Genomic DNA, 12,761 nt, shown 5'->3' on the forward strand with positions numbered 1-12,761 from the left:
TGCTGATAGAAACCAAGGAAATACAAATGGCTTTTCAATTACACCCCCGTTTACAACAAGATTGCATCTTTTTGGGCAATCTTCCGTTGTGTTCTGTTTTACTCATTAAAGAAAACATTGGCCCTTGGGTAATTTTAGTGCCTCGAATTGAAGACTTAAAAGAAATTCACCATATGACCCCAGAGCAGCAAATTCAATTTATTCAAGAATCAAGTTCAGTTGCTCAACTGCTCGAAGATAACTTCACACCAGATAAAATTAATATCGGAGCACTAGGTAACTTAGTTCCTCAGTTACACATTCACCATATTGCACGCTTTATCACTGATATCGCATGGCCAGGTCCTGTCTGGGGAAATACTAATGGAGAGATCAGAGCGCAATCAGCTCAAACTACATTAGTGTATCAACTGCGCGATAAACTTGATGCTATCTCTGGTTTTAAGCGTTAATTTGTTGGTTGATTAAAACAGTAGACATAAAAAAGGCAGCTCTTATTTAACGCTGCCTTTCTTTAACTCTACATTCCGTACATCTATCTATTATGCGCTTTGAAGCTCATCCCATAGATCGGCAACAATAATGCGATCAGCGGGTGCTAATTCTGATTTTGCCGCGTCAAGACTATCATTGATATGTGCTTTTAATACTTCAGTGTCACTCACGCCTTGCTCTTCACATTTAGCGACAGACAGTGAAATATGACCTCGTAAATAGCCACCAGCAAACAACTCATCATCCGATGCTGTTTCGATACGAGCATCAATCAGTTCAAGCATTTTTTCTTCAAATTCAATGATCATCTTTTTCCTATTGGACAATAAATTGTTCTTTCGTTAGTGGGGTGACTTGATAAAACTCACGCAACGCATTTGATAATGCTTCAACTCGCGGAGGTAATCCATTATCTAAAATCCCCATCACTTCATTATGTACCTTAGCCATGAATGCTAAACGATCTGGTTCAAAATCGCCATTTAAGTTGTCACAACTCACGTTAAATTTTAAACCCGCACTTAATGATAATATCCACTCATACGCTTGAGGTCGAATTTCTACTTTCTCAAACTCAGATTGAACTTGCTCTGTTCTGCCATCGGGTTCATACCAATAACCAAAATCTTCCAGTAGACGACGTTCAGGGCCCGCAACACACCAATGAGCAATTTCGTGCATGCCTGATTGATAAAAACCACGAGCAAAAACAATTCTATGATAATTAACGTCATTATCAGCAGGTAAATAGATAGGTTCATCACCACCTAATTCAAGCTTAGTATTAAATGAATCAGAAAATGTTGAATTAAAAATAGAAATTAAATCTTGGTACTGATGATGCATAAATGCTGTGCCGTATAACCATAAAATTGATGGCTATTCTACCCTGAGTTCTCAATTTTGTCTTTCTCTTCTATCTTAAACCCCTATCGGATAAGTTTATCTAATGAAAAGATTTTCAGAATAGTTTTTTTCATTCGTAATAAGCGTCAACATTTCATAAAATCTCTCTATAAATTCTCTCCTACTGGCACTTTTTGGTATTAGCAAATGTTATTAACAATTCTTTATATTATAGGGATCACCGCTGAAGCAATGACAGGTGCATTAGCTGCCGGTAAGAAAAAAATGGATTGGTTTGGCGTAATGCTTGTCGCTAGCGCTACGGCGATTGGCGGTGGTACTGTAAGAGATATCCTACTTGGACACTATCCTCTTGGGTGGGTAAAGAATCCACACTTTTTGGTTATCACTTGCATTGCCGGTGTATTAACGACTTGGATTGGTCCTTGGGTAGCTAAAAATCACCGTTTTTTTGTTTTACTTGATGCGATTGGTCTTATCGTATTTAGTATTATCGGCTCTCAAATTGCGTTAGATATGGGGCTACATCCCTTTATCTGTGTTGTTGCCGCTATCGTAACAGGCATCTTTGGCGGTTTACTTCGAGATTTATTCTGTAGCCAACAACCGATGGTATTACATAAAGAGCTATACGCATCCGTCTCTTTATTATCTTCCGTGTTATACATTGGCTTACTTCATTTTGGTGTTGATGAGTTGATAACCACCATTGTGACCATCATTATTGGTTTCTCTGCACGGATGGCAGCGGTTAAATTTGGGTGGTGTTTACCGGTATTCCATTTGGATATTACAGAAGAGCAACCATCAACGATTGAAAAAAGATAAATCGTAAAGAGACTCGATTTTAGGGTCAAATAAGATCAGAAAGAGCCAGACCGAATATAACCTCGATCTGGCTCTTTTTATTTCTAACTTTAAATAGGATTATCGGGCCGTTATTTCCGCTTTTAACACACTCTTACTCGTCCCTAAAAACGAGTCCCCAACTCTAACCCTAAATCTTTGGCGTTTCAGTTTGCACACCGAAGTTCTGACCACGGTGACGAACGAGATGATCCATAACCACAATCGCTAACATCGCTTCTGCAATCGGAACCGCGCGAATACCAACACAAGGATCATGACGACCTTTAGTAATTAGCTCTGTTTTTTCACCGCTACGAGTAATCGTTTCACCCGGGACAGTAATACTAGAGGTTGGTTTTAGTGCAATATGAGCCACGATATCTTGGCCAGATGAAATACCACCTAAAATACCGCCAGCATGGTTTGAGCTAAAGCCTTCAGGTGTTAATGGATCACGATGCTCTGAACCACGTTGTTGAACCACGTCAAAGCCATCGCCAATCTCAACGCCTTTAACTGCGTTAATTCCCATTAAAGCATGGGCAACATCTGCATCTAAACGATCAAAAACAGGTTCACCTAAACCAACCGGTACGCCTTGTGCAACCACGGTAATTTTAGCGCCAATAGAGTCACCCTCTTTCTTTAGCTTACGAATAAGCTCATCAAAGGCGTCAACTTTACTCGCATCAGGACAGAAGAAGGCGTTGTTTTCAATTTCATTCCAATCAACTGAATCAATCGCGACTTCACCCATTTGTGATAAGTAAGCACGAATTTCAATGCCAAACTCTTGTTTCAAGTATTTCTTAGCAACTGCACCTGCTGCAACACGCATCGCTGTTTCACGAGCTGATGAGCGACCGCCACCACGATAATCGCGTTGTCCATATTTTTGATGGTAAGTGTAATCTGCATGTCCTGGGCGGAACTTATCTTTAATCTCAGAATAGTCTTTAGAGCGTTGATCGGTATTTTCAATTAACAAACCAATTGAAGTACCTGTGGTTTTACCTTCAAATACACCCGATAAAATTTTAACTTCATCGGCTTCTCGTCGTTGAGTGGTGTATTTTGATGTACCCGGTTTACGACGGTCTAAATCAATTTGTAGATCCGCTTCGCTCAATTCCAACCCTGGAGGGCAGCCATCCACGATGCAGCCTAAAGCTAAACCATGACTTTCACCAAACGTTGTTACTCGAAAATGTTGTCCAATAGAGTTTCCAGCCATTACTTCCTCTGTAAATAAAGTGATTCGCCACAATTAACTGACTACTAATCAGTTTTCAATAAAACCATATTGTCTTGAATCTCAGTAAGAGTAAACCCCCTAGCAATGCTTTCTCTCTAAATTAGTGGATGCACCTTTTTCTTACTCGTAATTTTCTTTGCCATAATTAGGATTAAAAAAACAAAAGCGGCAATTTGTGACCTCGCTCCAAAAATACATTTTAATTGATACAACTCTCAATTTGAGGAATATCCCTTTACTGGAATCCATATCACAACGTATAATTAACACCTGACTCATTTATGAGCCAAAAGCCGAAAAAAAGTACGAAAGACTTGATAAATAAAGCAACTTATGGATGAAATTCTTAATAAATGGATATAAAAAAATAATTGGCATAATTCCTGCTAATTATCCAATATAATTAACGATTTAAGAGAAGAAAATGAAACTACTTCGTCTAGTAAAAAAAGCATTACGTAAAAATAACATCAGCGAAAAGCAAAAAACACTTCGTAATCGCCTTGATTTTGCTATGTCACAAAGTAAAAACGCATAAAAAAAGCCCAATGCGAGCATTAGGCTTTTTATCATGATTTAAGTATTTCTAACTTAATCGCGGTAAAGAGAAAACTCTTCAGCACAATCAAGAAGCTGTTGTTTAGTTAACATGAATACACCATGTCCACCTTCAGCAAATTCAATCCACGTAAATGGAATTTCTGGGTACTGCTCCATCATGTGAACCATAGAGTTACCCACTTCACAAATCAAGAAACCATCATCTGTTAAGTAATCTGGTGCATTGGCTAGAATACGACGAACTAATTTAAGACCATCAGTACCTGCTGCTAACCCTAATTCTGGCTCGTGCTCAAACTCATCAGGCAAGCTATTCATGTCTTCTTCATCCACGTACGGTGGGTTTGAAACAATGAAGTTATACTGATCTTTTGGAATATCTCGTAATAGATCAGAACGCATAGGGAACACTTGCTGCTCCATACCGTGATCTTGAACGTTTTGCTCTGCCACCATTAACGCGTCAGTTGAAATATCAATCGCATCTACTTCGGCATCTGGGAATGCATGAGCACATGCAATAGCAATACAACCACTGCCCGTACAAAGGTCCATAATGCGAGTTGGCTCTTCTTTCAACCATGGTTCAAATTGTGCTTCAATCAATTCAGCGATTGGTGAGCGAGGAACAAGTACACGCTCATCAACAAAGAATTCAAGACCGCAGAACCACGCTTTGTTGGTTAAGTAAGCGGTTGGAATGCGCTCGTTAATACGACGCACAACACGCTCAACAATACGTAGACGCTCTGTAGATGTTAAACGAGATTCACGTACATGAGCCGGTACATCAATAGGTAAATACAGCGTAGGAAGCACTAATTGAACGGCTTCATCCCATGCGTTATCTGTGCCATGGCCATAAAAAATACCTGCAGCATTAAAACGACTTACCGTCCAACGTAACATGTCCTGTAACGTATGAAGCTCAGAAACGGCCTCTTCTACAAAAATCTTATCCAAAATTGCCCCCAAAACAAGTTATAATACTGCTGTTAATTATTGGAATTTAAAAATGAGCAAAAACGACCACCTATCAGATGACGAACTTTCGCTGTTCCGTGAAGCAGTACAAGGCTCTAAAAAGTTGCAACAGGATACCATAATCCATCAACCGAGTAAGAACTTTAGCGAACAACAAAAGCAAAGAAAATCATTAAAAGAAGGGAAAAATGAAGAGTTTTTCTTTTCTGACGAATTTGTACCACTTCTAAATACAGAAGGTCCCGTTCGTTATGCCCGTGATGATGTATCAAAATACGAAGTGAAACGCCTAAGACGTGGTGTTTATGTCCCTGATGTCTTTTTAGATATGCACGGCATGAAACAAGATGAAGCCAAACGAGAGCTAGGCTCAATGATTGCCTATTGTTTAAAAGAAAATATTTCATGTGCCAGTGTTATGCACGGTATTGGAAAGCACATTCTTAAACAAAAAGTGCCTTTATGGCTTGCTCAACACCCTGATGTAATGGCCTTTCACCAAGCGCCTTTAGAGTTTGGGGGGGCTGGAGCAATTTTAGTCTTACTCTCGATCCCAGAAAGATAAGCACAAAAAAGATCCCAAAAAGCATCATAATAGCCGATGCAAAGGGATCTTTTTTAAGGTACTTCGCTAGTATTTTATGGCTGTTGTAACCATAACAATTCACTTTTCCCTGTCGTGTGAGAATACTCAACACAAGATATCGCTGATGTAGGGAACATTGGTGGCATGATCCCAGGCACAAAATCCGCCGTTAAATATCCAACAAGAGGCAGATGAGAAACAATTAAAATATTTTCAATTTCTGCAACGCTACCTAACGCTTTCACGTATTCCACGACATCATCAGAATCACCGTATGGCGTGATCTCATCAGAGGTTTCAACTTTCGCATCCACCACATTCAAAATAGGCTTAATGGTTTGCCAAGTTTGCTGAGCTCGGATGTACGGACTCACTAATACGTAATCGAACGTGACATCATGTGTTTTCATTAACCAATGCGCTATTTTCGTAGATTGGCTCTCACCGTGTGACGTTAAATTGCGTTCTTCATCAGAAGGGGCGTACGCTTCTGCTTCGCCGTGACGCATTATGAATACTTTCATTTATTCATTCTCAAATCATTACTAACCTCACAATAGTAGCAAGCAAAACGAAAAAGAGGAAAGAGAGAGTTTGCTAGTCTGTGGTATCAGCGCCATAATTGTTTAAATAAATAGAATAATAACGTTGGTTTTCGCCTTCAAACAGGAGCACCCTGTGCATATCAGCCCTAATGATAAAAAACATTATCGTTTCATTGAACTCGATAACAAGCTGCCCGTACTACTTATTCAAGATGATGCAGCCCCTCGCTCTTCCGCTGCACTTTCTGTCAATGTTGGTCATTTTGATGACCCAGAACATCGCCCAGGCCTTGCCCACTTTTTAGAACACATGCTGTTTCTTGGTACTGAAAAATACCCAAAGGTCGGTGACTTTCACGCCTTCATTAATCAACAAGGTGGCTCAAATAACGCATGGACAGGCACTGAGCACACTACTTTTTTCTTTGAAATTTCGCACCATGCGTTTGAAGAAGGTCTTGATCGCTTTGGGCAATTCTTTTATGCCTCTCTGTTTAATGAAGAAGCGGTAGACAAAGAGCGTCAAGCCGTTGATTCAGAATATAAATTAAAACTGAAAGACGATGTACGCCGAATTTATCAAGTTCATAAAGAAACCATCAACCAAGCGCATCCGTTTTCAAAGTTCTCCGTCGGCAGTATTGATACGTTAGCCGATAGCGACACGTCTTCAATTCGTGATGAAATGCTGGCCTTTTATCAACAACACTACTCTGCTGATTTAATGACAGCGGTGGTTTTGGGGAATCGCCCGCTGTGTGAATTAGAGCTATTAGCTACGCAATCTTTCGCCTCTATTCCGAACCAAAATCTGGGTCATAAAACCATTGACGTTCCTTACGTTACCGAAAAAGAACAAGGCTGCTGGATTAATATCGAGCCACTTAAAGAGGTACGTAAGCTAAGCCTTGCTTTTCACTTACCAAATCAAGACCATTCCTATAAAACCAAACCGTTGAACTACCTTGGTCATCTTCTTGGTTATGAAGGTGATGGAAGCCTAATGCTGTATTTAAAAAAATTAGGTTACATCAATTCATTAACCGCAGGTGGTGGCGTCAGTGGCAGTAATTTCAGAGAGTTCACTCTATCTTACAACCTGACAGAAAAAGGGCTTTCTCACACTGATGAGATAATTAAAACCACATTTCAATACATTGAATTAATTAAACAACAAGGGTTTGACGAGTGGCGTTACAGCGAGAAAAAAGCGGTTTTAGAATCGGCTTTTCAGTTTCAAGAAAAGAGTAAACCTCTTGATGTAGTCAGCCATTTGGTGATGAACTTACAGCGCTATCATGCCGAAGATGTCATGTGCGCTGATTACATGATGGAAGGCTACCATGAACAACAGATTAAAGAGTTACTGAGCTTATTTACGCCAGAAAAAATGCGCATTACTTTGGTTGCTCAAGATCTCGTGTATGACCGTAAGGATAAATGGTATCAAACACCTTACTCTGTCTCCCCTCTTAGCCAAGAGCAACTTCTTGCTTGGAATACCAAAGAGTTACATCCAGAACTGCATCTTCCAGAGCAAAACCCGTATATTTGTTACGATCTTGAGCCGCAGCAACTCGAAGAAATAACAGAATATCCAATCTTAATCGAAGAATTACCCGGTTTTCGTTTATGGCATAAACAAGAAGACGAATTTCGAGTACCAAAAGGCATGGTCTATATTGCTATCGACAGCCCTCACTCAATTTCTGATCCTAGAAAAATTGTAAAAACTCGCTTATGCGTCGAGATGCTGATGGATGCGTTAAGTGAACAAACTTACCAAGCTGAAATTGCAGGCATGGGCTACAACCTTTATTGTCACCAAGGTGGGGTAACTCTCTCTTTATCTGGTTTTAGTCAAAAGCAACCATTATTGCTTGATGTAATATTAGAGCGCTTCACCACTCGTGAGTTCAGTGTTGAACGTTTTAAATTCATTAAAGATCAGTTAATCCGCCATTGGAGTAACGCATCAAAAGAACGTCCAATATCGCAGCTATTTAATGCGCTATCTGGGATCTTACAGCCAAATAACCCGCCATACCCTGTGCTTATTGAAGCATTAGAAAGCATTGAAGCGGATGATCTTCCTAATTTTGTTCAAGCGATGTTTGCAGAATTACACGTAGAGATGTTTGTTTATGGCGATTGGTCAAAACAACAGGCATTTGATTTAGGTGATTCACTTAAAAATGCCCTAAGAATGCAAAACCAAACTTATGAAGAGTCTTTCCGTCCTCTTATCATGCTAGGTAATTCTGGTACGTTCCAACGTGAGTTGTTTTGTGATCATTCTGATTCTGCACTTTTAGTTTACTATCAATCTGAACAAGAAGATCCTCGAAGCTTTGCCCTGTATACCTTAGCAAACCATTTAATGTCAGCCTCTTTCTTTCATGAGATAAGAACCAAGCAGCAATTGGGCTATATGGTCGGAACTGGTAATTTGCCGCTAAATAAACATCCAGGATTGATCTTATATGTTCAATCCCCAATGGCACCACCCGCGCTATTATTAGATTCTATTGATGAATTTTTAAATGCCTTTTATATGGTGTTATTAGAGTTAAATGAAGAGCAATGGCAAAGCAGTAAACAAGGGTTAATTGACCAAATATCAGATCCAGACACCAACCTGCGTGGACGCGCACAACGTTTGTGGGCTTGTATTGGTAATAAAGATTTGAATTTTGATCATAAAGAACGAGTAACAGAAGATCTAAAAAGTTTAACTCGTACTGAAATGCTGCGTTTTGTGGTGGGTATTTTAAAACCAAGAACCGCGAATCGTTTGATCATGCATTGCCAAGGCACAGAGCACGAGCAATATGATCGTCTAGATGTGGGTCTTGAGATTGATTCTATTGATGAATTTCAGCTTAGAGCTAAAGATGTAAATCTCGGATAGGCTTTATTTATCAAATCTAATCAATCCGATACTCTATAAACTTAAAAGCCATCATAATGAATACATTATGATGGCTTTTTTTGTATCACTTATTTAAACAAGTACGCTATTTTTTATTGGGAAAAACGGTCGCCATATTTGTCTGCATATTTCTCAATTAACGCTGTCAGTTTCTCTTCGCCAAGGCTTTCCATATAAGTAAATGGCCCACCTAAGAATGGAGGGAAACCAATACCAAAAATAGCGCCGATATCGCCGTCTCTTTCTGAACGAATAATCCCTTCATCTAAACAACGTTTTGCTTCAGATAGCATAGGTAATACGCAACGCATTGCTATTTCATCTTTAGTTAGTTGTGATTGAGGCTTAATGTTTAGCAACGAATAGACGTCTTGAGCTGGCTCTTTCTTCTTCCCTTTATAGACATAAAAACCATGCTTAGTTTTCTTACCTAAGCGCTTATCATCAATTAAGGTTTGGAACACATCAGGACTGCGGAATCTATCTCCCAGTTCAGCTTCCAATATCGGCATGATCTTAGCGCCAATATCCACACCCACTTCGTCTAATAATGAAATTGGCCCAACAGGGAAACCAAAGTCGAGTAAAGCTTCATCAATGACTTCCATCGGCTCACCCGCCAATAGTAATCTTGCCGCTTCATTCATGTAAGGCGCTAAAATTCGGTTTACATAAAAGCCAGCGCAATCTTTAACCACTATCGGCGTTTTACCTTGTTGCTTCGCTAAAGAGACCACAGTAGAAATCGTCTCATCACTGGTGGTTTGATGAGGTATCACTTCGACCAACGGCATTTTTTCTACTGGGCTAAAATAGTGCAGACCAATAATATTTTCAGGGCTTTTTGCCCCTTCTGCTATTTGGCCTATGGGAAGCGAAGAAGTATTGGTGGCAAATATTACCTCCTCTTTTCCTTGCTCTTGTACCGCTTTTGCCATCTCTTGTTTTAGAGTGAGATCTTCAAAGACGGCCTCTACCACCACATCTAATTTTTTAAATCCGGTGAAATCCGTCACGCCCGTTAATTGCAGCATCTGTTGCTGTAATTTGGCTTTACTGATTATTCGACGTTTTCTTAATTTATCTAGACGCTGATAATGGTATTGGTAAGCGTTTAGTAACCCATCGTTAGTGATGTCTTTTATCGTGACGTTCTTTTTAGCTTTAGCAATAGAGACATGAGCAATGCCACCCCCCATTAATCCACCACCTAATACACCTACTCGATGAATAACCTTAGGTTCAGCATCACTGCCTTTCTCCTTCTTCATCTCTGTGATTGCAAAAAAGAGCGATCGCAGTGCAGCGGATTCTGACGTCATAGCAAGTTTACCGAACTGCTCGGCTTCTCGCTGTAATCCTTTTTTAATGCCTTTATCTAAACCATATTCAATACAATCTAAAATGGCCGCAATGGCCGGATAGTTACCACGAGCTTTTTTCTGGGCTTGTTTTTCTGCCTGAGAAAAAATCACATTACGGCCAATAGGGTTTCTTGATATCGCCCACTCTTTCGCCGCTACTTTTGTTTTTGCTTTTTTCTTTAGTGCAAATTCAGCAGCCGTTCGAGATAAAACAGTTTGTGGTACTGACGCATCAACAACGCCTAGTTTTAAGGCTTTTTTAGGTCTTAATTGCTTACCCGTCAAAATAATATCTAAGCTTGAAAGTAAACCAATTAATCGAGGCAATCGCTGTGTACCACCAGAGCCTGGAAGCAACCCTAATTGCACTTCAGGTAAACCTAATTTGGTTTTATTGTCATCACTACAGATACGATAATCACAGGCCAACGCCAACTCTAATCCCCCCCCTAAACACGGGCCATGAATTGCGGCAACGGTGGCAAATGGCAGATCGTCAATACGCTGAAACAGTTGCTGACCTTTTTCAGCCAATGCTTGTGCCTCTGCTGCACTTTGGCAATCCGCTATCATGCTAATGTCGGCACCCGCAATAAAGTGGTCGGCTTTACCAGATTGGATCACTAAACCTTTAATGCTTGAATGTTGAGCTTCAATGTCATTGAGAACTTGAGTGACCTGCTCTGCAAACGCTGCTTTTAAGGTATTCATTTTTTCGTTAGGTACATCCATCGTCAGCCAAGCAATATTTGCATCATCTTTATACCAGGTAAACGCACTGGTGTTTTCTACTGCTTCAATACGATTATTATTAATTTCTGCCGTCATTATTCTGCCTCCAAGACCATTGCTGCACCTAATCCACCTGCGGCACATGCGGTATTTAACCCAAAACCACCACCGCGGCGTTTTAATTCTCGTAGCGTTTGAATGATCATTCTTGCTCCAGTAGCGGCAAATGGATGACCATAGGCAATTGAACCACCAAGTACATTGAATTTATCCATATCAATTTCACCAATGGCTTTATCTCTACCTAGGAATTCTTTGGCAAATTTATCAGACGCAAACATTTTTACGTTAGACAGCGTTTGTGCAGCAAAAGCTTCGTGCATATCAATAAGCGTTAAATCTGATAAAGAGATACCGGCTTTATCTAGTGCCATTGGTGTGGCATAAGATGGCCCCATTAGCATATCGTTATGGACATCGATCGCGCTAAAAGCAAAAGAGCGAATATACCCTAATGGTTCATAACCTAATTCTTTGGCACGTTTTTCACTCATCAATAAGATCGCAGCACCGCCATCAGTTAATGGCGTACTGTTGGCTGCAGTCACTGAGCCGTATTTTCTATCAAACGCAGGTCGAAGCTTGGCATAGCTTGCCAGTTCGGAATCATGACGAATATTATTATCTTGCGCTATCCACGTTTTATACGGTTCTGGAAATGCGGTCATCACTTCATCTTGTATCAGCCCGTCTTGCCACGCTTTAGCGGCTAAGGAGTGTGAACGGTGCGCGAATGCATCTTGTTCTTCACGCGTAATGCCGTGACTTTTTGCCATTTGCTCTGCGGTTTGTCCCATTGAAATCCCGGTAGAGTATTCCGCTACCGCAGGAGGCACTGGCGCAATGTCTTTCATCGATAAGCGACGAAGAAGAGAGAGTTTTTGGCTCATTGTTTTGGTTTTACTAAGGGCAAGCAGCGTCGTGGCCATTTTTTTCGATACCCCAATAGGCAACACAGAAGATGAATCTGCACCACCAGCAATACCAATATCAATCGTGCCAGCCATGATGCTTTCAACCACGTTTGCCGTTGTTTGAAAACTGGTCGCACAGGCACGAGTGACACTGTAGGCATCAGTTGCGATGTTCATTCCTGTTCCCAACACAATCTCACGCGCAATATTTGGCGCTTCTGGCATTTGCACTACTTGGCCAAAGACAACTTGATCAATCAACTTAGGATCGATATCTGTTTTATCCATTAGGGCTTTGACTGCAAGCTTACCGAGATCTACCGCAGGCGTAGAAATAAAAGCGGTTGATTGCTTCGCAAATGGGGTTCGAATGCCTGAAACAACCGCAATACGATCACCTTGTCGTGTCGTTAGTGGCTGATAGGTCTTTGAAAATTTGGCGTTTGACATTGCATCTCCTTGCATAATATCAACCTAAATTAGTGGTCAGACCTCAATTGTAACTAGTTTGTTAATATTAAAAAGTGGATTATAGTAGAAATGTGAGCGGCGGATTATTAATCACTAAAACAGATATATTAGGAAAGGTGGTGTGATGCAGTATGGAAGTGTTCAAA

At 40.4% G+C, this 12,761-nt stretch carries 11 protein-coding genes; 4 read left to right on the forward strand and 7 right to left on the reverse strand.

The features are described from left to right. Positions 1-26 precede the first annotated feature (26 nt). Complete coding sequence (locus PVK62_RS06650; RefSeq protein ID WP_274443511.1) at positions 27-452, forward strand: HIT domain-containing protein; 426 nt, start codon at positions 27-29, stop codon at positions 450-452. Between the two features lie 90 nt (positions 453-542). On the opposite strand, the gene PVK62_RS06655 is transcribed toward PVK62_RS06650, so the two are convergent. Then, positions 543-803 (reverse strand): YfcL family protein, encoded by a 261-nt coding sequence (locus PVK62_RS06655; protein WP_274443512.1) that lies wholly within the window; start codon positions 801-803, stop codon positions 543-545. 7 nt (positions 804-810) lie between these two features. Next, positions 811-1,341, reverse strand: coding sequence for an elongation factor P hydroxylase (locus tag PVK62_RS06660; protein ID WP_274443514.1), 531 nt, complete (start codon positions 1,339-1,341; stop codon positions 811-813). 207 nt (positions 1,342-1,548) lie between these two features. On the opposite strand from PVK62_RS06660, the gene PVK62_RS06665 reads away from it, so the two are divergent. Then, a complete protein-coding gene (locus PVK62_RS06665) occupies positions 1,549-2,190 on the forward strand; it encodes a trimeric intracellular cation channel family protein (RefSeq protein ID WP_274443515.1) in 642 nt (213 codons plus the stop codon). A 169-nt stretch (positions 2,191-2,359) separates the two neighbouring features. Here the strand turns inward: PVK62_RS06665 and aroC are convergent, their stop codons facing one another. Next, positions 2,360-3,445, reverse strand: a complete 1,086-nt coding sequence (gene aroC / locus PVK62_RS06670) for a chorismate synthase (RefSeq protein WP_274443516.1) — start codon at positions 3,443-3,445, stop codon at positions 2,360-2,362. Positions 3,446-4,057: 612 nt separating this feature from the next. Then, positions 4,058-4,990, reverse strand: a complete 933-nt coding sequence (gene prmB / locus PVK62_RS06675; RefSeq protein ID WP_274443517.1) for a 50S ribosomal protein L3 N(5)-glutamine methyltransferase — start codon at positions 4,988-4,990, stop codon at positions 4,058-4,060. 52 nt (positions 4,991-5,042) lie between these two features. On the opposite strand from prmB, the gene smrB reads away from it, so the two are divergent. Next, positions 5,043-5,576 (forward strand): endonuclease SmrB, encoded by a 534-nt coding sequence (smrB, locus tag PVK62_RS06680; protein ID WP_274443518.1) that lies wholly within the window; start codon positions 5,043-5,045, stop codon positions 5,574-5,576. A gap of 74 nt (positions 5,577-5,650) precedes the next feature. Here smrB and sixA read toward each other — a convergent pair whose 3' ends face one another. Then, positions 5,651-6,121 carry a phosphohistidine phosphatase SixA gene (gene sixA, locus PVK62_RS06685; protein ID WP_274443519.1) on the reverse strand — a complete coding sequence of 157 codons (471 nt, stop codon included), beginning with the start codon at positions 6,119-6,121 and terminating at the stop codon, positions 5,651-5,653. A gap of 154 nt (positions 6,122-6,275) precedes the next feature. Here sixA and PVK62_RS06690 point away from each other — a divergent pair, with 154 nt between their 5' ends. Further along, on the forward strand, positions 6,276-9,053 hold the full coding sequence (locus PVK62_RS06690) for an insulinase family protein (protein ID WP_274443520.1): 2,778 nt from the start codon (positions 6,276-6,278) through the stop codon (positions 9,051-9,053). A 113-nt stretch (positions 9,054-9,166) separates the two neighbouring features. Here the strand turns inward: PVK62_RS06690 and fadJ are convergent, their stop codons facing one another. Beyond that, positions 9,167-11,266 (reverse strand): fatty acid oxidation complex subunit alpha FadJ, encoded by a 2,100-nt coding sequence (gene fadJ, locus PVK62_RS06695; RefSeq protein WP_274443521.1) that lies wholly within the window; start codon positions 11,264-11,266, stop codon positions 9,167-9,169. Next, positions 11,266-12,594: an acetyl-CoA C-acyltransferase FadI gene (gene fadI / locus PVK62_RS06700; protein ID WP_274443522.1), complete on the reverse strand. Its 1,329-nt coding sequence runs from the start codon at positions 12,592-12,594 to the stop codon at positions 11,266-11,268. The genes fadJ and fadI overlap by 1 nt, the downstream gene beginning before the upstream one ends. Positions 12,595-12,761: the final 167 nt, after the last annotated feature.

The organism is Aliivibrio sp. S3MY1 (assembly GCF_028765575.1).
Lineage (GTDB): Bacteria > Pseudomonadota > Gammaproteobacteria > Enterobacterales > Vibrionaceae > Aliivibrio.

What these genes read in the sequence shown, in the direction of transcription:
- PVK62_RS06650 (WP_274443511.1), top strand. Translation starts at nt 27, where the DNA reads ATGGCTTTTCAATTACACCCCCGTTTACAACAAGATTGCATCTTTTTG.
- PVK62_RS06655 (WP_274443512.1), bottom strand. Translation starts at nt 803, where the DNA reads ATGATCATTGAATTTGAAGAAAAAATGCTTGAACTGATTGATGCTCGT.
- PVK62_RS06660 (WP_274443514.1), bottom strand. Translation starts at nt 1,341, where the DNA reads ATGCATCATCAGTACCAAGATTTAATTTCTATTTTTAATTCAACATTT.
- PVK62_RS06665 (WP_274443515.1), top strand. Translation starts at nt 1,549, where the DNA reads ATGTTATTAACAATTCTTTATATTATAGGGATCACCGCTGAAGCAATG.
- aroC (WP_274443516.1), bottom strand. Translation starts at nt 3,445, where the DNA reads ATGGCTGGAAACTCTATTGGACAACATTTTCGAGTAACAACGTTTGGT.
- smrB (WP_274443518.1), top strand. Translation starts at nt 5,043, where the DNA reads ATGAGCAAAAACGACCACCTATCAGATGACGAACTTTCGCTGTTCCGT.
- sixA (WP_274443519.1), bottom strand. Translation starts at nt 6,121, where the DNA reads ATGAAAGTATTCATAATGCGTCACGGCGAAGCAGAAGCGTACGCCCCT.
- fadJ (WP_274443521.1), bottom strand. Translation starts at nt 11,266, where the DNA reads ATGACGGCAGAAATTAATAATAATCGTATTGAAGCAGTAGAAAACACC.
- fadI (WP_274443522.1), bottom strand. Translation starts at nt 12,594, where the DNA reads ATGTCAAACGCCAAATTTTCAAAGACCTATCAGCCACTAACGACACGA.